Annotated in this window: 26 protein-coding genes; 19 read left to right on the top strand and 7 right to left on the bottom strand. The window is 69.1% G+C overall.

Annotated features, from left to right (window positions below; translation table 11 throughout):
- Positions 1-146 precede the first annotated feature (146 nt).
- From FEK34_RS14975 to mshC, 5 genes are all read left to right on the top strand, one after another.
- Positions 147-1,082 (top strand): undecaprenyl-diphosphate phosphatase, encoded by a 936-nt coding sequence (locus FEK34_RS14975; RefSeq protein WP_138448472.1) that lies wholly within the window; start codon positions 147-149, stop codon positions 1,080-1,082.
- A gap of 16 nt (positions 1,083-1,098) precedes the next feature.
- Positions 1,099-1,833, top strand: a complete 735-nt coding sequence (locus FEK34_RS14970; RefSeq protein ID WP_138448471.1) for a histidine phosphatase family protein — start codon at positions 1,099-1,101, stop codon at positions 1,831-1,833.
- Between the two features lie 87 nt (positions 1,834-1,920).
- Complete coding sequence (locus FEK34_RS14965) at positions 1,921-2,505, top strand: DUF3090 domain-containing protein (RefSeq protein ID WP_138448470.1); 585 nt, start codon at positions 1,921-1,923, stop codon at positions 2,503-2,505.
- 3 nt (positions 2,506-2,508) lie between these two features.
- Complete coding sequence (locus tag FEK34_RS14960) at positions 2,509-3,309, top strand: SCO1664 family protein (protein WP_138448469.1); 801 nt, start codon at positions 2,509-2,511, stop codon at positions 3,307-3,309.
- Between the two features lie 155 nt (positions 3,310-3,464).
- Positions 3,465-4,703: a cysteine--1-D-myo-inosityl 2-amino-2-deoxy-alpha-D-glucopyranoside ligase gene (gene mshC, locus FEK34_RS14955; RefSeq protein ID WP_138448468.1), complete on the top strand. Its 1,239-nt coding sequence runs from the start codon at positions 3,465-3,467 to the stop codon at positions 4,701-4,703.
- 226 nt (positions 4,704-4,929) lie between these two features.
- Here the strand turns inward: mshC and FEK34_RS14950 are convergent, their stop codons facing one another.
- Together FEK34_RS14950 and FEK34_RS14945 are read right to left on the bottom strand one after the other, a co-directional pair.
- Entirely contained in the window at positions 4,930-5,577 is a 648-nt protein-coding gene (locus FEK34_RS14950) for an enoyl-CoA hydratase-related protein (RefSeq protein WP_138448467.1), read from the bottom strand.
- Between the two features lie 41 nt (positions 5,578-5,618).
- Entirely contained in the window at positions 5,619-6,239 is a 621-nt protein-coding gene (locus tag FEK34_RS14945) for a TetR/AcrR family transcriptional regulator (protein WP_138448466.1), read from the bottom strand.
- Positions 6,240-6,551: 312 nt separating this feature from the next.
- Between FEK34_RS14945 and FEK34_RS14940 the strand changes: the two genes are divergently transcribed.
- The 3 genes from FEK34_RS14940 (at position 6,552) to FEK34_RS31155 (ending at position 8,721) form a co-directional block, all read left to right on the top strand.
- Entirely contained in the window at positions 6,552-7,115 is a 564-nt protein-coding gene (locus FEK34_RS14940; protein ID WP_138448465.1) for a TetR/AcrR family transcriptional regulator, read from the top strand.
- Between the two features lie 9 nt (positions 7,116-7,124).
- Positions 7,125-8,183 carry a DNA glycosylase AlkZ-like family protein gene (locus FEK34_RS14935; RefSeq protein WP_138448464.1) on the top strand — a complete coding sequence of 353 codons (1,059 nt, stop codon included), beginning with the start codon at positions 7,125-7,127 and terminating at the stop codon, positions 8,181-8,183.
- A 286-nt stretch (positions 8,184-8,469) separates the two neighbouring features.
- The gene (locus tag FEK34_RS31155) at positions 8,470-8,721 is read left to right on the top strand and encodes a DivIVA domain-containing protein (RefSeq protein ID WP_138448463.1); all 252 of its coding nucleotides are present in this window, start codon (positions 8,470-8,472) and stop codon (positions 8,719-8,721) included.
- Positions 8,722-8,810: 89 nt separating this feature from the next.
- On the opposite strand, the gene FEK34_RS30785 is transcribed toward FEK34_RS31155, so the two are convergent.
- Positions 8,811-10,826: a cytochrome P450 gene (locus FEK34_RS30785; protein WP_249359191.1), complete on the bottom strand. Its 2,016-nt coding sequence runs from the start codon at positions 10,824-10,826 to the stop codon at positions 8,811-8,813.
- Positions 10,827-11,111: 285 nt separating this feature from the next.
- On the opposite strand from FEK34_RS30785, the gene FEK34_RS14920 reads away from it, so the two are divergent.
- Positions 11,112-11,672, top strand: a complete 561-nt coding sequence (locus FEK34_RS14920) for an esterase/lipase family protein (RefSeq protein WP_349292430.1) — start codon at positions 11,112-11,114, stop codon at positions 11,670-11,672.
- 36 nt (positions 11,673-11,708) lie between these two features.
- On the opposite strand, the gene FEK34_RS14915 is transcribed toward FEK34_RS14920, so the two are convergent.
- A complete protein-coding gene (locus FEK34_RS14915; protein ID WP_138448462.1) occupies positions 11,709-12,104 on the bottom strand; it encodes a hypothetical protein in 396 nt (131 codons plus the stop codon).
- A 104-nt stretch (positions 12,105-12,208) separates the two neighbouring features.
- Here FEK34_RS14915 and FEK34_RS14910 point away from each other — a divergent pair, with 104 nt between their 5' ends.
- On the top strand, positions 12,209-12,664 hold the full coding sequence (locus FEK34_RS14910; protein WP_138448461.1) for a MarR family winged helix-turn-helix transcriptional regulator: 456 nt from the start codon (positions 12,209-12,211) through the stop codon (positions 12,662-12,664).
- 33 nt (positions 12,665-12,697) lie between these two features.
- On the opposite strand, the gene glpK (FEK34_RS14905) is transcribed toward FEK34_RS14910, so the two are convergent.
- Together glpK (FEK34_RS14905) and FEK34_RS14900 are read right to left on the bottom strand one after the other, a co-directional pair.
- Positions 12,698-14,209, bottom strand: a complete 1,512-nt coding sequence (gene glpK / locus FEK34_RS14905) for a glycerol kinase GlpK (RefSeq protein WP_138448602.1) — start codon at positions 14,207-14,209, stop codon at positions 12,698-12,700.
- Positions 14,209-14,970 carry an IclR family transcriptional regulator gene (locus FEK34_RS14900; protein ID WP_138448460.1) on the bottom strand — a complete coding sequence of 254 codons (762 nt, stop codon included), beginning with the start codon at positions 14,968-14,970 and terminating at the stop codon, positions 14,209-14,211. The genes glpK (FEK34_RS14905) and FEK34_RS14900 overlap by 1 nt, the downstream gene beginning before the upstream one ends.
- 130 nt (positions 14,971-15,100) lie before the next feature.
- On the opposite strand from FEK34_RS14900, the gene glpK (FEK34_RS14895) reads away from it, so the two are divergent.
- On the top strand, positions 15,101-16,612 hold the full coding sequence (glpK, locus tag FEK34_RS14895) for a glycerol kinase GlpK (RefSeq protein ID WP_138448459.1): 1,512 nt from the start codon (positions 15,101-15,103) through the stop codon (positions 16,610-16,612).
- A gap of 25 nt (positions 16,613-16,637) precedes the next feature.
- The gene (locus FEK34_RS14890) at positions 16,638-18,380 is read left to right on the top strand and encodes a glycerol-3-phosphate dehydrogenase/oxidase (protein WP_138448458.1); all 1,743 of its coding nucleotides are present in this window, start codon (positions 16,638-16,640) and stop codon (positions 18,378-18,380) included.
- 12 nt (positions 18,381-18,392) lie between these two features.
- Here the strand turns inward: FEK34_RS14890 and FEK34_RS29995 are convergent, their stop codons facing one another.
- Complete coding sequence (locus FEK34_RS29995) at positions 18,393-18,548, bottom strand: hypothetical protein (protein WP_171048225.1); 156 nt, start codon at positions 18,546-18,548, stop codon at positions 18,393-18,395.
- Between the two features lie 111 nt (positions 18,549-18,659).
- Between FEK34_RS29995 and FEK34_RS14885 the strand changes: the two genes are divergently transcribed.
- From FEK34_RS14885 to FEK34_RS14850, 7 genes are all read left to right on the top strand, one after another.
- Complete coding sequence (locus tag FEK34_RS14885) at positions 18,660-19,097, top strand: helix-turn-helix transcriptional regulator (protein ID WP_138448457.1); 438 nt, start codon at positions 18,660-18,662, stop codon at positions 19,095-19,097.
- Positions 19,098-19,107: 10 nt separating this feature from the next.
- Positions 19,108-19,524, top strand: coding sequence for a VOC family protein (locus FEK34_RS14880; protein ID WP_138448456.1), 417 nt, complete (start codon positions 19,108-19,110; stop codon positions 19,522-19,524).
- A 145-nt stretch (positions 19,525-19,669) separates the two neighbouring features.
- Entirely contained in the window at positions 19,670-22,060 is a 2,391-nt protein-coding gene (locus FEK34_RS14875; RefSeq protein ID WP_138448455.1) for an ATP-binding cassette domain-containing protein, read from the top strand.
- 364 nt (positions 22,061-22,424) lie between these two features.
- Positions 22,425-23,021: an RNA polymerase sigma factor gene (locus FEK34_RS14865; RefSeq protein ID WP_138448453.1), complete on the top strand. Its 597-nt coding sequence runs from the start codon at positions 22,425-22,427 to the stop codon at positions 23,019-23,021.
- Positions 23,018-23,251, top strand: a complete 234-nt coding sequence (locus FEK34_RS14860) for a hypothetical protein (RefSeq protein ID WP_138448452.1) — start codon at positions 23,018-23,020, stop codon at positions 23,249-23,251. The genes FEK34_RS14865 and FEK34_RS14860 overlap by 4 nt, the downstream gene beginning before the upstream one ends.
- A gap of 141 nt (positions 23,252-23,392) precedes the next feature.
- Positions 23,393-23,824: a hypothetical protein gene (locus FEK34_RS14855; RefSeq protein ID WP_138448451.1), complete on the top strand. Its 432-nt coding sequence runs from the start codon at positions 23,393-23,395 to the stop codon at positions 23,822-23,824.
- Between the two features lie 627 nt (positions 23,825-24,451).
- Positions 24,452-25,366 (top strand): RNA polymerase sigma-70 factor, encoded by a 915-nt coding sequence (locus FEK34_RS14850; protein WP_138448450.1) that lies wholly within the window; start codon positions 24,452-24,454, stop codon positions 25,364-25,366.
- The last annotated feature ends 63 nt before the right edge of the window (positions 25,367-25,429 follow it).

Raw genomic sequence — 25,429 nt, 5'->3', positions numbered from 1 at the left:
ACCCCGTCCGGCACCATCGAGGTCAACACGGTACTGTCGCTGCGAGATAGCGGTCCGAACGCCGGGGTCACCCGCCGATGAACCAATCATCTTCTCGGAACGGACATTTCGGCGGCAGTACAGGAGGGTGAGTGATAGGCGAGTCGATGACCTGGCTCCAGGCGATAGTGCTCGGCCTGGTGCAGGGGCTGACCGAGTTCCTGCCGATCTCCTCCTCCGGACATCTACGGATCGTGTCGTCGGTGTTCTTCGGCGACGACGCCGGCGCCTCCTTCACCGCCGTCACCCAGCTCGGCACCGAGGCCGCGGTGCTGGTGTACTTCGCCAAGGACATCTGGCGCATCGTGAAAGTCTGGTGCGACACGGTGTTCGAGAAGCTGACCCAGCGCTCCCGCGAGACGGTGCCGCTGAGCGAACAGGTCACCACGAAACTGCCCGTCGTCACCGGATCCGGGCCGCTCGGCTACGACCCCGACGCCGACGCCCAACGCGAACTCGACTACCGCATCGGCTGGTATGTGATCATCGCCACCATCCCGATCGGGGTGCTGGGGTTCGTGTTCAAAGACGTCATCCGCACCGGTGCCCGCAACCTGTGGCTGGTGTCGTTCATGTTGATCGCGTTCGCGCTGGTCATCGCGGCCGCCGAATACTACGGCCGCAAGACCCGCCCGATCGAACAGCTCACCACCCGCGACGGGTTGATCATGGGCTTCGCCCAGTGCCTGGCGCTGATCCCGGGCGTCTCCCGCTCCGGCGCCACCTCCAGCGCGGGCCTGTTCCTCGGGCTCGAACGCGAGGCCGCGGTGCGGTTCTCGTTCCTGCTCGCCATCCCCGCCGTCACCGCCTCGGGTCTGTTCAGCCTCCCCGATGCCTTCGAACCCGCAGGTGAAGGCCTCAACGCCAGCGGCGCGCAGCTGCTGGTGGCCACCCTGATCGCGTTCGCCGCCGGCTACGCCTCGGTCGCCTGGCTGCTGCGTTTCGTCAGCAATCACAGCCTCTACTGGTTCGTCGGCTACCGCATCGTGCTCGGGCTGATCGTGATGGGCCTGCTCGCGGGCGGGGTGGTGTCGGCCACGTGATCGCTAGGCTGGCGCCATGACGGTGATCCTGCTGCGCCACGGTGTGTCGACCTCCAACACCGCGCACACACTGGCCGGCCGCAGCCCCGGCGTCGAACTCACCGACCGCGGCGCCGAACAAGCCCGCTCGGTCGCCGAACGCCTCGGCGGTCTGCCGATCCAGCAGATCGTCATCTCACCGATGCTGCGCTGCCAGCGCACCGTCGCCCCACTCGCCGAGAAGACCGGCCTGGAACCGGTCGTGGAGGCGCGGCTGGCCGAAGTCGACTACGGCGACTGGACCGGCCGAGCGATCTCGGAACTGCTGGAGGAACCGCTGTGGAAGGTCGTGCAACGGCACGCCTCCGGCGCGGTGTTCCCCGGCGGTGAGGGCCTCGCCGACGTCCAGGCCCGCGCGGTCGCCGCGGTCCGCGAACACGACCGCACCCTCGCCGAAGCGCACGGCGGTGACGTGCTGTGGGTGGCGTGCACCCACGGCGACGTCATCAAATCCGTCCTCGCCGACGCGCTCGGCCTGCACCTGGACGGCTTCCAGCGCATCGTGGTCGAACCGGCCTCCATCAGCGTGGTCCGCTACACCCCGACCGCGCCGTATGTGACCCGGATCAACGACACCGGCCCCGATCTCGACGGCCTGGCCCCCGTACCCGGACGAGCCGCCGCCGAGTCGGGTCCGGTGCCCGGGGGTGAGATCGGTGCGGGCGGGAACACGGATAATGGGAATGCGCGGCCCAGCGATTCCTTGTCATGAGTAGTCGGCCGAACCGGGCAGTCGCGGCCGCGTCGACCCCGACACGGGCGCCGCGGGCCGAACATGATCACGTATCAGGAGGTGCATGTGTCACGCGCAATCCATGTATTCCGCACCCCCGAACGTTTCGTCGCCGGAACCGTCGGTGAGCCGGGCGATCGCGCGTTCTACCTGCAGGCCGTGCAAGAACCCCGCGTGGTCAGCGTGCTGCTGGAAAAGCAGCAGGTGAAGGTGCTCGCCGACCGCATGGGTCTGCTGCTGGACGAAGTGGCGCGCCGCTTCGGCGCCGAGGTGCCGCCGCAAGCCGACGACGTCAGCGACACCGCGCCCCTGGTCACCCCGATCGACGCCGAATTCCGGGTCGGCACCATGGGCTTGGGCTGGGACGCCGACGCCGGCGCGGTCGTGGTGGAACTGCTCGCGATCACCGAAACCGAAGTCGACGAATCGGTGGTGCTCGACGACACCGAAGAAGGCCCCGACGCGGTGCGGGTGTTCCTCACCCCGATGCAGGCGCGCGAGTTCGCGCTGCGATCGGCGCGCGTGATCGCGGCCGGGCGCCCGCCGTGCCCGCTGTGCGGGGAACCGCTGTCGGCGCGCGGGCACATGTGCGTGCGCACCAACGGCTACAAACGCGGCGACATCTTCGGCGCCACCGAGCTGGAGGAATGAGCCGTGCCCGCGGCAGGTGACGAGTTCGGCACCGGCGAGCTGACGGTGATCGGGCGCGTGACCACCGCGAGCAACGTCACCCTCGTCTGCGATATCGGTGACGGCGAGAATCCCCTGCGGGTGGTGTACAAGCCGGTGCGCGGGGAGCAGCCGCTGTGGGATTTCCCCGACGGCACCCTCGCCGGACGCGAAGTCGCCTCGTACCTGATCTCCGAAGCGCTGGGCTGGTCGGTCATCCCCGAGACGATCCTGCGCGACGGTCCGTTCGGGCCGGGCATGGTGCAACGCTGGATCACCGCCGCCGACAATCACACCGACCGCGGCCACCGCCTCGATCTGGTCGACCTGTGCCCGCCGGGCGCGGTGCCCGACGGTTTCCGCGAAGTGCTGCGCGCCCTGGACCCCGAAGGCAACGAGGTCTCGCTCATCCACGCCGACGACCCGCGCCTGCACCGGATGGCGGTGCTGGATGTGCTGCTCAACAACGCCGACCGCAAAGGCGGGCACGCGCTGGAAGGCATCGACGGCCAGGTGTACGGCGTCGACCACGGCATCTGCCTGCACACCGAACACAAACTGCGCACCGTGCTGTGGGGGTGGGCCGGGCAACCCATCGACGACACCCTGCTCGCCGATATCGAAGCCTTCACCAACGCGCTGCCGGGCGAGCTGGCCGACACCCTGTCCGCCCATATCACCGACGCCGAGATCGACGCGCTCCTCGACCGCGCCAAACGGCTGCTCGACGAACCGACCATGCCGCTGCCGGTGACCGCGCGCCCCATTCCGTGGCCGGCGTTCTGAGCCCCGCGCGGGTCATCGGTTCTGTCTGAGCCAAACCCTTGACAACGCCGCGTGGCCGGTTCCGTGCAGGTCCGCGCCCGCGTATCGCATGCCGTGTCACGCGTGTGCGCCGGGGTGCGCGCCGACGGCCTCCACGACACCTTTACCCTCGAAGAATGCAGTCCTGGTCCGATACCCCGATCCCGACGGTCCCCGGAGCAGGACCCCCGTTGCGGTTGTTCGACACCGCCGACCGGCAGGTGCGCCCGGTGACCCCCGGCGCCACCGCGACGATGTACGTGTGCGGCATCACCCCCTACGACGCCACCCACCTCGGCCACGCCGCCACCTACCTGACCTTCGATCTGATCAACCGGATCTGGCGCGACGGCGGCCATGAGGTGCACTACGTGCAGAACGTCACCGACGTCGACGACCCGCTGTTCGAACGCGCCGCCCGCGACGGCGTCGACTGGCGCGAACTGGGCACCAGCGAGATCGAGCTCTACCGCGAGGACATGACCGCGCTGCGGATCGTCCCGCCGCGCGACTACATCGGCGCCATCGAATCGGTCGACGAGGTGGTGGAGTTCGTCGGCAAACTCGTCGCCTCCGGCGCCGCCTACACCGTCGACGATGCCGAATTCCCCGACATCTACTTCCGCGCCGACGCCACCGAACAGTTCGGCTACGAATCCGGCTACGACCGGGAGACCATGGAACGGTTGTTCGCCGAACGCGGCGGCGACCCCGACCGTCCCGGCAAACGCGACACCATCGACGCCCTGCTGTGGCGGGCGGCGCGCCCCGGCGAACCGTCGTGGCCGTCGCCGTTCGGTCCGGGCCGCCCGGGCTGGCATATCGAATGCGCCGCGATCGCGGTGAACCGCCTCGGCACCGAGTTCGACATCCAGGGCGGCGGCAGCGACCTGATCTACCCGCACCACGAGTACTCCGCCGCGCACGCCGAAGCACTCGTCGCCGGACGCCGCTTCGCCCGCCACTACGTCCATGCCGGGCTGATCGGTTTGGACGGGGAGAAGATGTCGAAATCCAAGGGCAACCTGGTGCTGGTGTCGAAGCTGCGCCGCGCCGGGGTGGATCCGGCCGCGATCCGGTTGGGTCTGCTGGCCGGGCACTACCGCCAGGACCGCATGTGGACCGACACCGTGCTCGACGACGCCCTCGCCCGGCTGGACCGCTGGCGCCGCGCCGCCGCCCTGCCCGCCGCCGGTGCCGCCACCGACACCATCGCCCGCCTGCGCCAGCACCTGGCCGACGACCTCGACACCCCGAAGGCGCTGGCGGCGATCGACAACTGGGCCGATGAGGCACTCACCTACGGCGGCACCGACACCGGCGCCCCGGCCGCCGTCGCCACCGCAGTGGACGCACTGCTGGGCGTGCGGCTGTGAGCTGCTGACCCCGACTCTTCCGCAAGGTCGGCCGGCCTATCGGTGGCCGACTGTGCGGCGGAGCCCCACTGATCCGAGTATTGGTCAGCGGTCGTAGGCGATCTGTGACCGAATGACGGGTGCGCCGGTGGTGTGGTTGTGTCGGCGTCGAGGTCGTTCGTCACCCGATGATCTTCGGTGCTCTCCTCCCACGTCCGGGCAACGCGGGGGCTTCGGACTTACTCGTCTAGGTGAGCGCTTGGACGGCGGTGGCGAACATGGTCTGTTTGATGGCGGCCAGGGTGCCGGGGTCCTTGGCGCCCAGCGGGGCCAGTAGTTCGGTTGCGGCGGAGACGAGTTCGCCTTCGGGTGCGGTGGCGTCGACGATGCCCGCTGCCGCGGCGTCCACACCGCCCCAGCGGCGGCCGGTCGTCATGGAGGCCACGGCGGTTTGCGGGGTGAGCTTGGCTTGGATCAGGGCCGCCATGCCGGGGGTGAACGGGATGCGGATGTCGACCTCGGGGAAACAGAAGTAGCCGCGGTCGGCGCGCATGATGCGGTAGTCGTGGGCGATGGCGAGCATCGCACCGGCACCGAAGGCGTGGCCGGGCATGGCGGCGACCGTGGGGACGCCGAGGGTGAGTACGCGTGCGAAGAGGGCGTGGACCTGGGCGACGTACCAGTCGGCGCGTTCGCCGTTGGCCGACAGCCATTCCAGGTCCAGGCCGTTGGAGTAGAACTTGCCGCTCGCGGTGGTGATGAGGGCGTGGGCGCCGTCGGCGAGGACGGCGTCGAGGTGGGCGTTAAGCTCGTCGAGGAAGGTGGGGGAGAAGCGGTTCTCGCCGTCTCCGAGGTCGAGGACGGCGATCTTGTCGTGGTAGTCGAGGGTGGGCATGGGGGCTCCTTTGTTGTTCGGGGTCGAGGGTTTTCCGGGGTCTAGTCGGGTGGTCCGATGTCGAGGACGGCGCGCACCGCGGCTTCCAGCTGACGCTGGGCGTGTGGTGCGTCGATCTGGTTGCGGCGCAACAGGATCGCTGTGGGGAGATCGACCAGGCAGGTGGTGATGACGGCGACGGCGCGTCCGTCGCGGCGATCCCACATCGCGTCCGCGAGCCGAATCATCAAGGCCACCAACGCCTGGTCGGTGCCGGCGAGTTCGGTGGCGAGGGTGTCGGGTAGGTCGTCGCCGAGGAGCTGTTCCCGCGAGATGGTCAGCAGCAGCGCCGAGGAATCCGGGTGCTCGCGGGTGAAGTCCGCGGGTGTGCGGGCGGCCGCGACGACGGCGTCGACGCTGGCGGCGGAGCCGGGTTGCGGCGTGGCCGGGAGGACGGCGTCGACGTGGGTGGTTTGCAGGTCCAGGAACCGGTGCGCGGCCCGCAGCCAGGCCCGTGCCAGCAGTTCGGCGCGTGAGCCGAAGCTGTGGTAGATCGCGCCGTTGGAGACGCCGGTCGCGGCGGCGACGGCGCGGATGGTCACCGCGGCCGGGCCGGAGCGCGCGGCCAGGTTCTCGGCGGCGTCGAGGACGGCGTCGGGGTCGTGGATGCGGGGGCGGGGCATGCGTCCACCATAACAGAGCGAGTGCTCTGTTATGGACTGGGGCGGGGCCAGTGGCCGGGGCGGCGACTGAGTCGTCGCGCATGTGGACGAGTACTGACAGTGCGGCCCCTGTGCCGCACGCTGCCGGATTCTGAACGGCGATCGGCCGCGCGGGCGCCTGTTTCCTTCCCGCGCTTAACGTTTCACGAAGTAACTGATACCCGATGACACTCTGTAATCGGCGTCGTGACTCGGCTACCCTCGGGCCAGCCGACGACACGATGGGGTACCGTTCGGTCCTTCCACCCAGCCCATACCAGAGAACGGCGCCGTATGTCACGAGTGGTCACCAAGGAGCAGTACTTCCACACCGGACTGGAAGTGCTGGCCGAACTCGGCTTCAAGAACCTCAATATCGGTGTGCTGTGCCGGCGCCTCGGTGTCACCAGCGGCTCCTTCTACCATCATTTCGGCAGCTGGCAGGGTTTCGTCGACGCCCTGCTCGATCATTGGGAGAACCGTCAGGTCCTGATCCTGCGCACCCTCAACTTCAACCAGGGCCATCCCGACGACGACATCCGCGCCATGTCCGATCTGGCGCTGGGCCTGCATCATGCCGCCGAAGCCGCCATCCGTGCGTGGGCGGCCAATGACGAATCGGTGAATCTGGCGGTCAAGCGGGTCGACGAATCCCGTAGGCGCACCGTGCACAAGGCGATCAAAGGGGTGGTCGGCGATGATGAGACCGCTGCCGTGGTCACCGAACTGGGGATGGCGATGCTGATCGGTTTCCAGCAGACCGCCACCGGTGAGCAGCCCATCGGCCTGGACCGGCTGCTCACCGAGTACGCGCGCCTGATCTACACCCACGCCCGGCGGGTAGCGGCCACCTCTTAGAGTGGGGTCATGGCGGGCGCGCTCGTCGTCGACCGGAGGCGGTGGCTGGGGCACCGCTGGGATCGCCATGGCTTCGGCGCCAGCGGTACGGATCTGGACGATCTGTTGCTGCTCGGTGTTCAGGACGGGCGACCCGATGGGGCGTTGCGGTCGCTGCGAGCACGGTCGATGACGGCGCGGATCGGGCCCGACGGACCGCTGGTGGCGATGTGGTCGGTGCGCGGCGCCCCGCATGTACACCGCCTCGACCGGCTCGACTTCGTCACCGCAGCCCACACCCCGATCCCGTCCGATTCCGGTGGCGCGGACCGGGTGCGGGCGGTCGAGGTCGTCGCCGAGGCCCTTCGCGCGGTGGTGACCGGCCCGATCAGCAAGTCCGACGCCAGTACCGCTGTCACTCGACGGGTCCCGGAGGAGCTGGTGTCGTGGTGTGCACGCTGCCGCGCCCACCATGTCCCGGACGGGTTGTTCCGCACCGCGGGCTGCCGGGCCCAGATCCTGGTGGGGGCAGACGAGCGGCGCGCGACCCTGCTGTTTCCGGCGCCCGAACACCCGCGCGAACATCCGCGTCGCCCGCGCGCCACGCTGCTCGACACCTTCTTCCGCGTGAACGGGCCGATCACCCGCGCCTTGTTCGCCGATTGGCTGGGCGTCGAGCCCGCCGATATCGCCGCGGAGTGGCAGGGCGCCGATCTGGTGCCGGTGCGTATCGACGACCGCCGCTACAGCCTGCCGGCCGCCCTGGCCGACGACCTGCTTGCCGCACCGGCCCCCGCCGGCACGGTCCTCGTACCGCCGCACGACCCGTATCTGCGCCAGGCCGACCGAGCGCTGCTGGTGCCGGATGCGGCGCGCCGCAAGCTGATCTGGCGGCCGGTGTCGGCGCCCGGTGCGGTGCTCGACGCCGGTGAGGTGATGGGCATCTGGCGTTACCGCAGCAGCGGCAATGTCGTCACCGTCACCGGATTCGATACACCCACCCCGGGGCTGCGCAAGCGGGTTCGCCAGGCGGCGGCGGCCGTGCTCGCGGTGTCCGGCACGCGCGACCTCGAGGTGGAGTGGGAGTAGCCGCTGCCTGTCGTCGGCAGGCCCGCTGCCGGCGCGGCGCGCGCTGCCCTTCCGGCGGTGAGATCGCCTCCGCGGCACCGCATCCGCCGCCGTGCGGGACTCGGCTCGGCGAACGGTGAGACAGTGCCGCTGTCATCGCGACATCCGGTTCTGCGGGATGTGCAGGCCCTGAGCGGGGCCGGCGCGAGACGGTGGCGGACCAGGTTTCCCGGGTGGTGCGATAGGCGTCGCGAACCAGCGCAGGTGCGGCGACAATGGATCGATCAGCTCGCCCGAGGAGGCACCGATGAGTCTCACCGCAGACGAGGTACGCGCGATCACGTTCAGTAGGCCGCGGTGGGGTGCGCGCGGCTATCGAGAGGACGAGGTGGATGCCTTCCTCGACCGGGTCGAAGCGACGTTGCGCGGCGCCGATCGGCTGACCGCGACCGAGGTGCGCGACATCGCGTTCCGGCGGCCGCGATTCGGTCACCGTGGATATGACGAACGCGAAGTCGACGCCTTCTTGGACCTGGTGGAGAAGACCCTCACCGGATAGCGGCGCGCCCGAGGGCTCTACTCGGCGCGCCGCATCAGGACCGGCGAATCATCCGTCGGCGTCGGCGAGGGCCGAGTTGTGGTGCCGGGTCAGTTCGGGGAGCGGTGGGTCAGTGCGGCGGTGAGCCCTCCCAACGGTGCGGCGAGGGCGTCGCGGTATTCGGTGGGGGTGATGGCGCGGTGGTCGCGCAGCAGGCGCAGCGCGGTGGCGAGGTCGGCGGTGAGCCGTTGCCGCTCGGAGTCGGGGAGGGCGGCGACGGCGTCGAGGGCGCGCTGGTAGCGGCGGCTGCCCGGGGCGGGGGTGAGTGAGCTGCCGTGCAGGCCGGTGAATCCCAGGGCCAGTGTGGCGAGCGTCAGATAGAACACCGGGGTGGGGGTGGTGTCCGAGGTCCAGATCCGGCTCTCGAGTATCCCGATCCCGAACGCGGGCACGAAGCCGGCCGAGAACACCACACCGCCCCATACCGCGTCGGCGCCGGTGCCGTAGCCGCGCCAGGCACGCACCCATCCGGTGATCTGCAATCCAGCGCAGGCCCCCATCAGCGTTGCGGCGAGCACCCACGCGGGGCGCGGGTGCGAGGCGCCGAGCCAGAACGCGACCGCACCGGCGGCGGCGACGGTGAGCGCGGCGGCGCAATACCAGCCACCGCGCCACGGCAGGACCCGTCCCCGGATCCGAAGCAGCAGCTGGATGTGCGGGTAGCCGGTGAACAGGTGCGCCTCGAGCGTCGCCCAGCTCACTGCGCGCCGTCGCCGCCGGGTGTGCGCCCAAGCGGTCGCCGGCGCCGATTCTGTTGACGCAATCTTCATCTCGGCCTCCCACCTGCTGTGGCACCAGTGTGGCAGGCGTGTTCGCCAGGTTGCCGAGCGCCGTTGCGGCTCGCGCAGGTGGATGGGCATGTGGACCAGTCCGTGCAGCGCGAGCCCGTCGCGGGGGACGGGGTCGGCGGCGAGGGAGAGACCGGGGAAGCGGCGCAGCAGGGCGGGTAAGGCGATCTGGGCTTCGAGGCGGGCCAGAGGTGCGCCGAGGCAGTAGTGGATGCCGCCGCCGAAGGACAGGGGTGGTTCGCCGTCGCGGTCCAGTCGCAGCTGGTGCGGGTTGTCGAAGATGTCGGGGTCGTGGTTGGCGGCGCCGAGCAGCATCACCACGCGCCGGCCGGCGTCGAGGTGTAGTCCCGCGACGTCGATGGCTTCGGGGGCGGTGCGTGAGGTGAGCAGCTGCACGGGGGAGTTGTAGCGCAGCAGTTCCTCGACGGCGGTGGTGGCCAATTCGGGGCGTTCCCGCAGCTGCCGGGCCTGGTCGGGGTGGTCGAGCAGGGCGCGCAGGCCGTTGGCGAGCAAGCCGGTGGTGGTTTCGAATCCGGCGGCGAACAGCAGCGCGGCCATGGTGATCAGTTCGTCGTCGGGCAGCCCGTCGTCGGGGGCGGCGAGCGCGGACAGCAGATCGTCGGCGGGTTCGCGGCGCCGCCTGGCGATCAGGTCGCGCAGGTAGTCGATGATGGTGTCGGCCGCGGCGTCGGCGGCGGTGACGGTGGGTTCGTCGAGCCGGTCCAGCACCGCGGTCCAGTCCCGCACCAGCGGCTGGAACCGCATCCGGTCGGCCTCGGGGATGCCGAGCAGTTCACCGATCACGGTGACCGGCAACGGGAAAGCGAATTCGTCGATGAATTCGACCGGACCGTTCATGCCCGCGGTGTCCATCCGGTCGAGCAGTCCGTTGACCAGTCCCTCGATCGCCGTCCGCATCCCGGCCACCCGCCGGCTGGTGAACGCACCGGATACCAGGCGCCGCAGCCGGGTGTGTTCGGGTGGATTGGCCACCAGCATGCTGGCGAAGATCAACCGCAGCCCGGGCCGCTGCCGCCAGTGCGGGAATCCGTTGGCGGCCAGCGATGTTTCCGGCCGTTTGCGGAGCCGATGGTCGCGTGCCAGCGCCGACACCAGGCGGTATCCGGTGACGACGATCGTCCCGTCGGGCGCGGGAACCGCGGGCCCACAGGCCCGCAGCTGTTCATACAGCGGATAGGGGTCGGCGCGGCCCTCGGGTTCGGTGAGCTTCAGCAGTACCTGTCCGACGACGTCCGCGGTGGTGGTGTCGACGCTCATGATCGGCCCCCTGATTGGTCGCGTGCGAGCTCACCGACGAGCGTACCGGCCCGATCCGGCCGGTACCCGCGGTCGAGCCGGCGACCCGGATCGCGTTGTACTTTTCTCCAATCCGCGCCCGGTGTTGCGGTGGGAATGCTCGGTTTCGGCGCGAATGCGATCCGCGCCGGTCACCGGAACTCGTAGCGTCGCCACGAATTTCGAATCAATTCCGGGTGCGGTGGCGCGCCGAGGATCGGCGCCTGCGCACCGGGTGTGCGTGAGAGGGCAGACATGGGTTGGGGAATGCGACGCGCCGCACGGGCGGCGGCGGTGCTGGCGGGCGCGGCGATCATGGCCGCGGGAGCAACGATGGGCCAGGTCCAGGCGGGTCCGCGGATACCGCTCACCGAACAGCTGCTGGCCGACCAGATCAATCAGGCCACCGCACGGCCGGGCGGCGCGACCGCGGTGGCGTCGACCGGGAGTGCCGGTGCGGTGGCCGGCCGGTCCACGGTCGCGGCGGGGCGCGCCGGTTTCTGCGTGTTCGCCCTCAACTACGGGCAGGCCGGTGTGCTCGAAGGCGGTGGTCTCGGCCCGCTGCTGCCTGGTCGCAACGCCGTCGGCCCGATGGCGCAATCGTCGCGTCAGCTCGCCGATTTCGTGGACCGGGTGCTGGGGGAGACGGGTGCGGAATCGGTGGATATCGTCGCCCACTCCCAGGGTGGCACCGTGTCGAACCACTGTCTGAAGTTCGACGGCGGCACGTCGAAGGTCGATCGGCTGATCACGCTCGGCGCCACCCATCACGGCACCAGCCTGCTCGGCATCGCCGCGCGGCTGGTCGGCGGTGGCGGTGACCTCTGAGGTCCGGGCCACCGCGCACCCAGCGGCCGACGATGGTCAGGCCGATGCGGCTGCTCGGCGCAGCGCGTCGAGGGTGGTCTCGGGTGAGGTGTTGAAGCAGAACCGGATTCCCGGTGCCGCCTCGGCGATGACGTTGACCAGGCGTTCGAACAACAGGGTGTGCTCGGGCAGGGCCCGCACCGCACCGCCCACCATGACCAGGTCGAACGATCGGTGGGCCAGCAGGTCGCGGACTTCGGCTTCGGCTTGTGCGGGGGATGCCTGGACCATGCAGGTCGTGACATCGAATTCGGTGTCGTGCAGGGCGGCGTTGGCGGCGTCGACCCTGGCCGTGAGGTGCTCCTCGTCCAAGTCGGGGAAACGACCGTAGTCCAGGGCGTGCGGATGCAAGCCGATGGTCAGAGCCCGCAGGCGTGTGGGTGTTTCGGGCATTCGGCAAGACCTCCAGGCAGGGTGCGGCCGCCCGTCGGCATGAGACGATAGGCCCTGTTCACCACATATAGCTTTAATGACAAAGATATTTTGGGGAGAAAGGTATGTCAACCGACGACGGTCTATCCCTGGACGACAGTGTCCGAGCCATGGTGGCGCTCATGCCGCGCCTGGTCGGCCGCGCGAAACGCCTGCCGGTGCCCGACGCGCTGCGATCGTTCGATCTGGCACCGCGGCATCTGTCGTTGTTGACCTACGTGCTGCTCGACGGACCGCTCACCGTGAACGAGCTGGCCAGGCGGCTGGAGGTGGCGCCGACCACTGTGAGCCTGATGATCGGCGACCTCAGCCGCCAGGGCGTGCTGGACCGCCGCACCGACGACAACGACCGGCGACGAACCCTCGTCTCCATCGCCGACGCGCACCGTGAGGCGGTGCAAGCCTGGCTCGGTGGTGCGGACCGGGGGTGGCGCGCCGCACTGGGCCCACTGACCGCCGAACAGCGAGCCTTGGTCATCGCCACACTTCGCGCGTATGAGGAAGCCGTCGGGCCCGGCTGAGGTCGCTGAGTCGTTCACGGCTGGTCACGGTCGTCACTGGGGCTCGGTCCAGTCGTAGCTCAACGCCGCGGCCCGGCTCCACTGCCGGTAGCCGCGGTCGCGGTCGGCGGCGCTCAGAGTGGGCTCCCAGCGGCCGGCGATATGGCGGTTGCGGCGCAGCCCATCCATATCGGGCCACAACCCGACCGCCAGCCCGGCCGCGTACGCCGCACCCAGCGACACGGTTTCAGCGAACAGCGGCCGCTGCACCGGCACTCCGAGCGCGTCGGAGATCTGTTGCATCAGAAGATAATTCGAGGTCATGCCGCCGTCCACGCGCAGCTCGTCCACGGGCCTGCCGGTGTCGGCGTTGAGCGCATCCACCACCTCCCGGGTCTGCCACGCGGTCGCCTCGAGCACCGCCCGCGCCAGATGCCCGCGCGTGATGTAAGAGGTCAGCCCGGCGATCACGCCGCGCGCTTCGGCCTGCCAGCGTGGTGCGAACAATCCCGAAAACGCCGGCACCACCGAGCATCCGCCGTTATCGGTGACGGTGGCGGCCAGGGTTTCGATCTCGGGGGCGGCGTCGATGAGCCCGAGCCGGTCGCGCAGCCACTGCACCAGCGAACCGGTGGAGGCGATCGATCCTTCCAGCGCATAGTGGGCGGGCTCGTCGCCGAGCCGGAAACCGACGGTGGTCAACAACCCGTGCTGTGACCGCACCGGCGCGATCCCGGTATTGGACAGCAGGAACGCGCCGGTACCGTAGGTGCATTTCGTTTCCCCGGCCGCGAAACAGGTCTGCCCGACCAGCGCCGCCTGCTGATCGCCCAGCGCGGCCGCGATCGGAATACCCGACGGCTCGATCACGGTGTGGCCGTAGATCTCGGCGCTGGACCGGATCTCGGGCAGCATCGCACGCGGAATATCGAAGAACTCGAGCAGCCGCGGATCCCAGTCGAGGGTGTGCAGGTTCATCAGCAGGGTGCGCCCGGCATTGCTGACATCGGTGACGTGCACGCCGCCGGTGAGATTCCAGATCAGCCAGCTGTCCATGGTGCCGAACAGGATGTCGCCGCGTTCGGCGCCCGCGCGCAGGCGCTCGTCGCGGTCGAGCAACCAGCGGATACGTGGTGCGGCGAAATAACCGAGCAGCGGCAGCCCACTGCGTTCACTCACCTCCTCGACCCCGGGCCGCGCGGACAACTCGGCGACGAGGTCGTCGGTTCTGGTGTCCTGCCAGACGATGGCGTTGCCCACCGGACGCCCGGTGCGCCGATCCCACAGCACCGTCGTCTCACGCTGATTGGCGATCCCGATCCCCACCACCTGCCCGGCACCGATCCCGGCCGCGGCAACCGCCCGCCCGATCAACGCCTGCACATGACGGCGCACCTCGTTCGCATCGTGTTCGACCCGCCCGGCCGCCGGATACAGCTGACGATGCTCCCGCTGCACCACCGACACCAACTGCCCGGCCGCGTCGTAGACGATCGCGCGACTCGACGTCGTGCCCTGGTCGACAGCCAGCACGAATCGGTTACTCGAGCGGCCCGCCGCTCTCATCATCGCCGCACCCGCGCCCGGTCGGCGGCGATATCGGCCGAGATCGCCGCCGCCGCCGAGCGCACCGACTCCACCAGCCCCGACCGCGCCACCGCACCACGGCACACCCGGTCCACCGCCCCCACCACACCGATCGCACCGACGACGCGTCCACCGGGATCACGGATCGGCGCCGCCACCGACGCCCGATCGGAGGCGAATTCCCCGATGTCGGTGGCGAACCCCTGCCCCCGCACCTGCGCGATCTGCGCCTGCAACGCACGCGGCGCGGTGACCGTGCGGTGGGAGTAGGCGGGCAGTTCACCGCCGCGTTCGGCGAGGCCGGGCGTGTAGGCCAGCAGCACTTTGCCCAATGCCGTCGCGTGCAACGGCACCACCACACCCACCCGCAGCCGCTGCGCGGACCGATCCGGCCGGAACACGTGATGCACGATCTGCACACCGTCGTCGTGCACCGCACCCATGCGCACCGATTCCCCCGACCGCGCCGCCAACGTGTCGGCCCAGTTCATCGCATACGAGCGCAACACATTGGTGTCCATGCTCGCCCCGGAGGGTCCCGCGCCCATCCGGTATTTGCCGGTGCGCGGATCCTGCTCGACATACCCGACCCCGTGCAGCGTGCGCAGCAACCCGTGCACGGTCGCCTTCGGCAGCGCCAGCGCACCCGCCACCTCGGTCACCCCGATACCGAACGGCGCCTGCGCCACCAGCGCCATGATCGCGGCGGCACGTTCGATCGACTGAATCGCTCCCGGCACCCCACCACCGTAGCGCGCAAACCGTTCGACATTGTCGAACGCACCCCGTTGTCGGCGGCCGCGACGGTTCCTAGGTTCGGCAGTGGCCGCTCCTGCGACGAGGCAGGCAGCCCCGGACAGCGGAGAACAGATGACCGACCTCATCGGCGCCCTCGACCAAGGCACCACCAGCACCCGATTCCTCGTCTTCGACCACACCGGAACCGTCATCGCCGGCCACCAACTCGAACACCAGCAGATCCTGCCGCGCCCCGGCTGGGTCGAACACAACCCCGTCGAAATCTGGGAACGCAGCTGCGCGGTCATCCAGACCGCCCTCGGCCGCCACGGCCTACGCGCCGGCGACCTCGCCGCCATCGGCCTGACCAACCAGCGCGAAACCACCGTCATCTGGGACCGCCACACCGGCCGCCCCCACCACAACGCCATCGTCTGGCAAGACACCCGCACCGACCGCATCGCCGCCGAACTCGACGCCACCGCAGGCCCGCTCATCCGCCACCGCACCGGACTCCCACCGGCCACCTACTTCTCCGGCGGCAAAATCCGCTGGCTCCTCGACAACCGACCCGGCCTGCGCGCCGCCGCCGAACGCGGCGACGCCCTCGTCGGCACCATCGACACCTGGCTGCTGTGGAACCTCACCGGCGGCACCCGCGGCGGCATCCACCGCACCGACGTCACCAACGCCGCCCGCACCATGCTCATGGACCTCGACACCCTCGACTGGGACGACGAACTACTCACCCTGTTCGACATCCCACGCACCATGCTGCCCGCCATCACCGCCTCCGCCCACCCCACCCACTACGGCCACACCCACCCCGACGGACCCTTCGCCGCCGCCGTCCCCATCACCGCCGCCGTCGGCGACCAGCAAGCCGCCATGATCGGCCAGGTCTGCTTCGACCCCGGCCAAGCCAAAAACACCTACGGCACCGGCAACTTCCTGCTCCTCAACACCGGCACCACCCCCGTCCGATCGAACAACGGCCTACTCACCACCGTCTGCTACCAACTCGGCGACCAACCCGCCGTCTACGCCCTCGAAGGCTCCATCGCCGTCACCGGATCCGCCGTCCAATGGCTACGCGACCAACTCGGCATCATCTCCGGCGCCGCCCACAGCGAAACCCTCGCCGCCGAAGTCGACGACAACGGCGGCGTCTACTTCGTGCCCGCCTTCTCCGGCCTGTTCGCCCCGCACTGGCGCTCCGACGCCCGCGGCGCCATCGTCGGCCTCACCCGCTACGCCACCAACGCCCACATCGCCCGCGCCACCCTCGAAGCCATCTGCTACCAAACCCGCGACGTCATCGACGCCATGACCAGCGACTCCGGCGTCGACCTGCGAGTACTACGCGTCGACGGCGGCGTCACCGCCAACAACCTGTGCATGCAGATCCAAGCCGACATCCTCGGCGTCCCCGTCAGCCGCCCCGTCATCACCGAAACCACCGCCCTCGGCGCCGCCTACGCCGCAGGCCTGGCCATCGGCTACTGGCGCGACACCGGCGAACTACGCCGGCACTGGCGCGAAGACACCCGCTGGCAGCCCACCTGGACCGAACAGCAACGCGCCCACGGCTACACCGGCTGGACCAAAGCCCTCGGCCGCACCCTCGACTGGGCCACCCCCTGATACCCACCACCACAAAGGACCCCCGATGACCACCCCCGCGCTCACCACCCCGCGACCGCTCAACCCCACCACCCGCGCCCACGCCCTGCACACCATGGCCGGCACCGAGCTCGACGTCCTCGTCATCGGCGCAGGCGTCGTCGGCGCGGGCACCGCCCTCGACGCCGTCACCCGCGGCCTGCGCGTCGGCCTCGTCGAAGCCCGCGACTACGCCTCCGGCACCTCCAGCCGCTCCTCCAAACTCATCCACGGCGGCCTGCGCTACCTCAAACAACTCGACTTCGGCCTCGTCTTCGAAGCCCTGCGCGAACGCTCCCTCATCCTCGACACCCTCGCCCCCCACCTGGCCACACCCGTCGAATTCGTCTACCCGCTCGAACGTCCCGTCCTCGACCGCGCCTGGGCCGGAGCCGGCATCGGCGTCTACGACATCCTCGGCGCAGGCCGCGGCGTCCCCGCCCACCACCGCCACCTCGGCCGCCGCGCCACCCTCGACCGATTCCCCGGCGCCAAACGCGACCGCATCCGCGGCGGCGTCAGCTTCTACGAAGGCCAGATCGACGACGCCCGCCACACCATGACGCTGGCCCGCACCGCCGCCACCCACGGCGCCCTCTGCGCATCCAGCACCCGCGTCATCGACTTCCTCCGCGACGGCGACACCATCACCGGCGCCATCGTCGAAGACCTCGAAACCGGCCACCGCTTCGACATCCGCGCCACCCGCGTCATCAACGCCGCAGGCCCCTGGACCGACCAGATCCAGGCCATGCTCGACGCCACCCCGCAATTCCGGATCCGCACCTCCAAAGGCGTCCACATCGTCGTACCCCGCGACCGCATCGACGCCACCACCGGACTCATCACCGAAACCGACAAGAGCCTGCTGTTCGTCATCCCGTGCCCGTGGAGCGAGAAGCACTGGGTCATCGGCACCACCGACACCCCCTGGGACCACGACCTGGCCCACCCTGCCGCCACCCGCGCCGACATCGACTACATCCTCACCCAGGTCAACCGGCTACTGGAAAACCCCATCGGCCACGACGACATCGTCGGCGTCTACACCGGCCTGCGCCCGCTGCTCGCCGGCAACACCGACCAGACCACCGCACTCTCGCGCGAACACGCCGTCGTCACCCCCGTCCCCGGACTCGTCCTCGTCGCCGGCGGCAAATACACCACCTACCGCGTCATGGCCGCCGACGCCGTCGACGCCGCCATCACCGGCCTACCCCGACGCATCGGCCCCACCCGCACCCACACCGTCCCGCTCGTCGGCGCCCACGGCTACACCGAACTGTCGTTGTCGCGCGCCCGCCTCGCCGACGACATGGGACTCCCACCCGCCACCATCGACCACCTGCTCGGCCGCTACGGCAGCGCCATCACCGAAATCCACGACCTCATCACCACCGACCCCCACCTCGCGGACCCCCTCGGCACCACCGGCTACCTGCGCGCCGAGATCGTCTACGCCGTCACCCACGAAGGCGCCCTGCATCTCGACGACATCCTCACCCGCCGCACCCACCTGTCCATCGAAACCACCGACCGCGGCACCGCCGTCGCCGCCGAAGCCGCCGCCCTCGCCGCACCACACCTCGGCTGGGACCACACCGACATCGCCCGCGAAATCGAGCGCTACACCGCACGCGTCGCCGCCGAACTCGACGCCCAGCACCAACCCGACGACGCCACCGCCGACGCCATCCGCCGCACCGCACCCGACTCGCGAAGCACCCCCGCCACACCGGTCGGCGCCTGAACCGCGCTCGCGTCACGCACCGCACGCGGGGGAGCGGTGCGTGACCAGCGCGTCCCCGACGCCCGATCCAGCCGCCGGGTCGGCGAGCACTGCCTGCAACAACGCATCGGCTGTCACTGATGCGGCGCCGACCAAGGTCGCCGACATCAGCATCCACACGACCACCACGCACCGAACCAGGAACGCACCACGACGTCACCGGCGCATCGAAGCCACCTCCACCGAGACCAGACCACGCGAAGCTGGGCAGCACCGCCAACACATGGCAGCATCACCAGAGTGAGCACCCCAGCCACCGAGCAACACCTGCGCGACCTGGCCCGGCTCCGACGCGTCCGCGACCGCATCGACCGCGAATACGCCCAACCCCTCGACGTCGAAGCCCTCGCCCGCGACGCCCACATGTCCGCAGGACACCTCAGCCGCCAGTTCAAACAGGCCTACGGCGAATCCCCGTACTCCTACCTGATGACCCGCCGCATCGAACGCGCCATGGCCCTGCTGCGCGCAGGCGAACTCAGCGTCACCGAAGTCTGCTTCGCCGTCGGCTGCCAATCCCTCGGCACCTTCAGCACCCGCTTCACCGAACTCGTCGGCATGCCACCCAGCGCCTACCGCCGCCAAGCCACCCACACCGACGGCATGCCCTCCTGCGTCGCCAAAAAGGTCACCAGACCGATCAGGAATCGAGAAGCGCCGCTCTCACCACGCAATTAGCGTGACCAGCATGACCAACCACCTCACCATCGCCCAGACCTACCTGCCGCACACCGACCCCGAAGCCGCCATCGGCTTCTACCGCGACGTCCTCGGCTTCGAAGTCCGCAACGACGTCGGCTACCAGGGCATGCACTGGATCACCGTCGGCCCGCCCGACCAGCCCGCCACCTCCATCGTGCTCTACCCACCCGAAGCCGACCCCGGCGTCACCGACGACGAACGCCGCACCATCAGCGAAATGATGGCCAAAGGCACCTACGCCAGCCTCAACCTCGCCACCAAAGACGTCGACGGCGTCTTCGACCAACTCCAAGCCAAAGGCGCCGAAGTCGTCCAGGAACCCACCGACCAGCCCTACGGCATCCGCGACTGCGCCATCCGCGACCCCTCCGGCAACCTGCTGCGCATCCAGCAGATCAACTGACATCACCGGCCCCGCCCGCAGACACCCACCACACCCGGCGGGCGGGATCGGCACACAACCACCCGCAGCCGCATACGATCACCACAGCACCGCCCGGCCGCACCGGCGATCGGCACGTGTCCGCGAACAGATGGAGAACCCCAGCATGAGCCCGGCCAAGACCGCCGCCGCAGCGCCGGCCCAGCCACACCCCGCCGACACCCACGACATCATCCGTGTCCAAGGCGCCCGCGAGAACAACCTCAAAGACATCAGCGTCGACATCCCCAAACGCCGCCTCACCGTCTTCACCGGCGTCTCCGGATCCGGCAAGAGCTCACTGGTCTTCTCCACCATCGCCGCCGAATCCCAGCGGATGATCAACGAAACCTACAGCGCCTTCGTCCAAGGGTTCATGCCCAACCTCGCCCGCCCCGACGTCGACGCCCTCGACGGCCTCACCACCGCCATCATCGTCGACCAGGAACGCATGGGCGCCAACGTCCGCTCCACCGTCGGCACCGCCACCGACGCCAACGCCCTGCTGCGCATCCTGTTCAGCCGCCTCGGCACACCCCACATCGGCTCACCCCAAGCGTTCTCCTTCAACGTCGCCTCCATCAGCGGCGCCGGCGCCGTCACCATCGAAAAAGCCGGCCACACCGTCAAAGAACGCCGCAGCTTCAACATCACCGGCGGCATGTGCCCACGCTGCGAAGGCATGGGCAACGTCTCCGACTTCGACCTCACCCAGCTCTACGACGACAGCAAATCCCTGCGCGAAGGCGCCCTCACCATCCCCGGCTACAGCATGGACGGCTGGTACGGGCGCATCTTCATGGGCTCCGGCTTCCTCGACCCCGACAAACCCATCCGCAAATACACCAAACGCGAACTCAACGACCTGCTCTACAAAGAAGCCACCCGCATCAAGGTCGACAACGTCAACGTCACCTACGAAGGCCTCATCCCACGCATCCAGAAATCGTTCCTGTCCAAGGACCGCGAAGCGATGCAACCCCACATCCGCGCCTTCGTCGACCGCGCCATCACCTTCACCACCTGCCCCGAATGCGACGGCACCCGCCTCAGCGAAGCCGCCCGCTCCTCCAAGATCAACGGCATCAGCATCGCCGACGCCTGCGCCATGCAGATCAGCGACCTCGCCGACTGGGTCCGCGACCTCGACGAACCCTCCGTCGCACCCCTGCTCACCACCCTGCGCCACACCCTCGAAGGCTTCGTCGAAATCGGCCTCGGCTACCTCTCACTCGACCGCCCCGCGGGCACCCTCTCCGGCGGTGAAGCCCAGCGCACCAAGATGATCCGCCACCTCGGCTCCGCCCTCACAGACGTCACCTACGTCTTCGACGAACCCACCATCGGCCTGCACCCGCACGACATCCAGCGCATGAACGACCTGCTGCTGCGGCTGCGCGACAAAGGCAACACCGTGCTCGTCGTCGAACACAAACCCGAAGCCATCGCCATCGCCGACCACATCATCGACCTCGGCCCCGGCGCGGGCACCGGCGGCGGAACCGTCTGCTACCAAGGCGACATCGACGGCCTGCGCACCAGCGGCACCCTCACCGGACGCCACCTCGGCTACCGCGCCACCCTCAAGAAAACCGTGCGAAAGGCCGACGGCGCCCTCGAAATCCGCGGCGCCAACCAGAACAACCTCGTCGACGTCGACGTCGACATCCCCACCGGCGTCCTCACCGTCGTCACCGGCGTCGCCGGCTCCGGAAAAAGCTCACTCATCCACGGCAACCTCGCCCGACGCGACGGCGTGGTCGTCGTCGACCAGGGCGCCATCAAGGGCTCGCGCCGCTCCAACCCCGCCACCTACACCGGCCTGCTCGACCCCATCCGCAAAGCCTTCGCCAAAGCCAACGGCGTCAAACCCGCACTGTTCTCGGCCAACTCCGAAGGCGCCTGCCCCGCCTGCAACGGCGCCGGCGTCATCTACACCGACCTCGGCATGATGGCCACCATGGAAACCCCCTGCGAAGAATGCGAGGGCAAGCGTTTCCTGGCCGAAGTGCTCGACTACAAACTCGGCGGCCGCGACATCAGCGAAGTGCTCGCCATGCCCGTCAGCGAGGCCGAAGAATTCTTCGGCACCGGTGACGCCCGCACCCCGGCCGCACACAAGATCCTGCAACGCCTCGCCGACGTCGGCCTCGGCTACCTCACCATCGGACAGCCACTGACCACCCTGTCCGGCGGCGAACGCCAACGCCTGAAACTGGCCACCCACATGGGGGAGAAGGGCGGGGTCTACATCCTCGACGAACCCACCACCGGCCTGCACCTCGCCGACGTCGACAACCTGCTCGGCCTGCTCGACCGGCTCGTCGACGCCGGCAAAACCGTCATCGTCATCGAACACCACCAGGCCGTGATGGCCCACGCCGACTGGATCATCGACCTCGGCCCCGGCGCAGGCCACGACGGCGGCAAGATCGTCTTCGAAGGCACCCCCGCCGACCTCGTCGCCGACCGCTCCACCCTCACCGGCGAACACCTCGCCGACTACGTCGGCGCCTGACCAGGCACCCCCGTGTCGCCCGCCGCGCAGCCACCGCGGCGGGCGACACGGTAAGAAACGGCCCCGCACCGACACCAATAGGGCATGGTCACTCCAACGCGCCCAGCACGCCCCCGATGCGCACCGGCCGACATCCTGGACTGGCGCAGACGCTGGCTGGTGGTATCGGGATTCCCACCGTGGTTGGCTGAAGCCGTGGCATCCGATCCCGGCTCCGACCTCCTCGCGCTCTCCCAGCTCGTCGACCGAGGCTGCACACCAGAGCTGGCCGTGCGCATCCTGGCGCCGCAGCCCGGAACCGAGACCCCGCCGTGAGCACCCCACCACCGCCGGCGCCACACACCCACCAACCGACCAGCAATGGCTGACCGACCTCACCGACGACGGTCCCGCCGGACACCACGCCATAGCCCGGCTACGCGACGTCCTGCTACGCGCCACCCGCCACCAGATCTGGCGGCTACGCCACCTGCTGGCCGGAGCGGGCGCCGCCGAACTCGAAGACCTCGCCCAGCAATGCGCCGACGACGCCGTGATCGCCGTACTGCGCCAACTCCCGACCTTCCAGGGCCGCAGCCGATTCACCACCTGGGCCTACAAATTCGGCGTACACCACGCGGGAGTCGCGGTACGCCGCCAGGCCTGGCGGCACCGGGAAATCCTGCTGCCGGACACCTTGACATCGATCGCGGACAAATCGCCGACACCGGAGGCCGTCTTCGACGCCACCGAACTCGGCCAGGCGATAGCAGCGGCCATCGCCCGCGACCTCACCCCGCATCAGCGGCGCATCCTGCTGGCCCTGGTCGTCGAGCAGGTGCCGATCGACGTGCTCGCCGAACGCCTGGGCAGTACCCGCAACGCCCTCTACAAAACCCTGCACGACGCCAGGCACCGACTGCGAACCGCCCTCATCGCCGGTGGACATCTCGAAACCCGCACCGATCGGAGCAGCTCATGACCGATCCGCACACCACACCGACCCCCGAGATCATCACCGGACTGCTGGCCGACACCAGCCCATACCTGTCCTGTGACGAGTGCTTCGACCGGATCGACGAATACGTCGAACGCCGCATCGCCGACCCGCACTACGACGACCTCGCCATGCGCGTGCACCTCGCCGGGTGCGGCGCGTGCGCCGAAGAAGCCGCGACCCTGCACGATCTGCTCGAAGGACACGCACGGTAACGGCGCGAAAACCGCGCAGCCGGTGGGTAAGACCCGCGCCGCTGCCGTCACTAACACTGTGAACCGGTTCAGCTCGGCGACGTGCCGAGCCCACCCCACGGGGCCCGGTCGTCCCTCGCATCCGTTGTCAGGAGAAATCGAATGACTGTGCACGCCACTCGAACCCAGGCTTCCGACCTCACCGAACCCGGCTACCAGGCGTTCTGGGCATTGCGGCTCGGCTTCGGTGTGCTGCCCATCCTGTTCGGGCTCGACAAATTCCTCAACGTCCTCACCGACGACTGGACTCGCTATCTCGCCGGAGTCGTGAACGACCTCGTTCCCGGTGATGCGCACACCGCGATGAATATCGTCGGCGTCATCGAAATCGTCGCCGGGATCGCCGTACTCGTGTTCCCGCGCCTCGGCGCGCCGCTCGTGGCGGCCTGGCTGGGCGGGATCATCATCAACCTGCTGATCGTCGGCGGCTACGGCGATATCGCGTTGCGTGACTTCGGCCTGATGGCCGCGGCGCTGGTGCTGACCCGTCTGGCGTGGGCCTACCCGAACGGACTGCCCACCAGGCAGTCGTGACGTCCGGTCGCCGAACATAGGCGAGGCGCTAATGTCCGAAACCCCTCCCTATATTCGTCACTGTGACGAATATAGGGAGGGGTTTGTGTGTTGCGCCAGGGGAGTGGATCGAACCGGTCCTGCCCGAGATATGGTGCGCACCCTCGGCTTAGCGCGATGCCGGCCGTTCGAGTACGCACCGCGCGCATGTCGGCATCCCATGCTGGGGTCGACAGACGGGACGTCGCATCCGGCGTCCACCGTGCGACACAAGGGTTCGGGTGATCGTGCGCCGAAGCGCTGCGCTCGAAGCACTGCGACCTGACATAACGCTGTCGCGCATCGCGGGATGAACGGGATGACAGTCACTGCATACACGCGGCGAGTGCAGACGTTGTCGAGTGGCAACCTTCTCGGCGCGGACTTCACCGGGACCCACTCAGGATCTGTTTGCTCGGCACCACATCCGAAGCGAATGCCACCCCTTCCGGCCTCGCCGTAGAACTACCGATAATCAACATTACGTAAACTAGCCGGAATCCCGGCCATCCCCTCCGGCCCACTCGCTATCGTCTCGGTGTCACAGATCGCCAGCCTCCGGCGTCGTTGTAAGTGACACAGTCGAGCGTGAGCTGACAGGAGCTACAGATGGTGGATGACGCACCGGGCAGCGTGGATGGTGCTGCGGATTCTGCGACCGAGACCTTCCTCGCGCATCGCAATCTGCTGTTCACCGTCGCCTACGAGTTGCTCGGGTCGGCCGCCGATGCCGAGGACGTATTGCAGGAGACGTGGCTGCGGTGGTCCGAGGTCGATCTCGAGACGGTGCGGGACCGGCGGGCGTATCTGGTGCGCATCACCACCCGGCAGGCGTTGACGCGGCTGCGGACGCTGGGTCGTCGCCGCGAGTCCTATGTCGGCCCGTGGCTGCCGGAACCGCTACTGACCTCCCCCGACGTCGCCGATGACGTCGAGCTGGCCGACAGTGTGTCGATGGCGATGCTGCTGGTGCTCGAGACGCTGGCGCCGGTCGAGCGCGCGGTGTTCGTGCTGCGTGAAGTGTTCGCGCTGGGCTACGACGAGATCGCTGAAGCCGTGGACAAGAGCCCGGCCGCGGTGCGCCAGATCGCCCACCGGGCGCGCGAGCATGTGGCGGCGCGGCGGCCGCGCGGGCCGGTGTCGGCCGATGAGACCCGCGGTGTGCTCGATGCGTTCCAGCGGGCGCTGCACACCGGTGATCTGCAAGCTCTGCTCGATGTGCTGGCACCGGAGGTGGTGTTGCTCGGCGACGGCGGCGGGATCAAGCAGGCGTTGCCGCGGCCGGTGGTGGGTGCGTTGCCGGTGGCGAAGCTGTTCGCACTGAGCTGGGATCGGGTGGGCGCGGCGGCATCGTTCGATACCGCGCTGGTCAACGGCACGCCCGCGTTGGTGTTGCGGCTGGACGGCGAGCTGGACAGTGTGCTGTCGGTGCGGATCGAGGACGGACTGATCACCGGCCTGTACGCGGTGCGCAATCCGGAGAAGTTGTCGCGGATGGAGCGTGAGATCACGGTGAGCCGCTGAGCTCACCGCTCCCCTGCGATACCCGATTCGCCAGGTGAATCGGGTATCGCAAACCGCTCCCGG

The sequence above is a fragment of the Nocardia cyriacigeorgica genome, assembly GCF_005863245.1.
GTDB classification, from domain to species: Bacteria; Actinomycetota; Actinomycetes; order Mycobacteriales; family Mycobacteriaceae; genus Nocardia; species Nocardia cyriacigeorgica_C.
This window is presented reverse-complemented; position numbering and strand designations above follow the sequence as displayed.

Coding starts and splice junctions, on each gene's coding strand:
- FEK34_RS14890 (WP_138448458.1), top strand. CDS start 16,638: ATGACCACCCCCGCGCTCACCACCCCGCGACCGCTCAACCCCACCACC.
- FEK34_RS14970 (WP_138448471.1), top strand. CDS start 1,099: ATGACGGTGATCCTGCTGCGCCACGGTGTGTCGACCTCCAACACCGCG.
- glpK (WP_138448602.1), bottom strand. CDS start 14,209: ATGAGAGCGGCGGGCCGCTCGAGTAACCGATTCGTGCTGGCTGTCGAC.
- FEK34_RS14950 (WP_138448467.1), bottom strand. CDS start 5,577: ATGCCCACCCTCGACTACCACGACAAGATCGCCGTCCTCGACCTCGGA.
- FEK34_RS14975 (WP_138448472.1), top strand. CDS start 147: ATGACCTGGCTCCAGGCGATAGTGCTCGGCCTGGTGCAGGGGCTGACC.
- FEK34_RS14875 (WP_138448455.1), top strand. CDS start 19,670: ATGAGCCCGGCCAAGACCGCCGCCGCAGCGCCGGCCCAGCCACACCCC.
- FEK34_RS30785 (WP_249359191.1), bottom strand. CDS start 10,826: ATGAGCGTCGACACCACCACCGCGGACGTCGTCGGACAGGTACTGCTG.
- FEK34_RS14860 (WP_138448452.1), top strand. CDS start 23,018: ATGACCGATCCGCACACCACACCGACCCCCGAGATCATCACCGGACTG.
- FEK34_RS14910 (WP_138448461.1), top strand. CDS start 12,209: ATGTCAACCGACGACGGTCTATCCCTGGACGACAGTGTCCGAGCCATG.
- FEK34_RS14915 (WP_138448462.1), bottom strand. CDS start 12,104: ATGCCCGAAACACCCACACGCCTGCGGGCTCTGACCATCGGCTTGCAT.
- FEK34_RS14940 (WP_138448465.1), top strand. CDS start 6,552: ATGTCACGAGTGGTCACCAAGGAGCAGTACTTCCACACCGGACTGGAA.
- glpK (WP_138448459.1), top strand. CDS start 15,101: ATGACCGACCTCATCGGCGCCCTCGACCAAGGCACCACCAGCACCCGA.
- FEK34_RS14935 (WP_138448464.1), top strand. CDS start 7,125: ATGGCGGGCGCGCTCGTCGTCGACCGGAGGCGGTGGCTGGGGCACCGC.
- mshC (WP_138448468.1), top strand. CDS start 3,465: ATGCAGTCCTGGTCCGATACCCCGATCCCGACGGTCCCCGGAGCAGGA.
- FEK34_RS31155 (WP_138448463.1), top strand. CDS start 8,470: ATGAGTCTCACCGCAGACGAGGTACGCGCGATCACGTTCAGTAGGCCG.
- FEK34_RS14945 (WP_138448466.1), bottom strand. CDS start 6,239: ATGCCCCGCCCCCGCATCCACGACCCCGACGCCGTCCTCGACGCCGCC.
- FEK34_RS14850 (WP_138448450.1), top strand. CDS start 24,452: ATGGTGGATGACGCACCGGGCAGCGTGGATGGTGCTGCGGATTCTGCG.
- FEK34_RS14920 (WP_349292430.1), top strand. CDS start 11,112: ATGCGACGCGCCGCACGGGCGGCGGCGGTGCTGGCGGGCGCGGCGATC.
- FEK34_RS14880 (WP_138448456.1), top strand. CDS start 19,108: ATGACCAACCACCTCACCATCGCCCAGACCTACCTGCCGCACACCGAC.
- FEK34_RS14855 (WP_138448451.1), top strand. CDS start 23,393: ATGACTGTGCACGCCACTCGAACCCAGGCTTCCGACCTCACCGAACCC.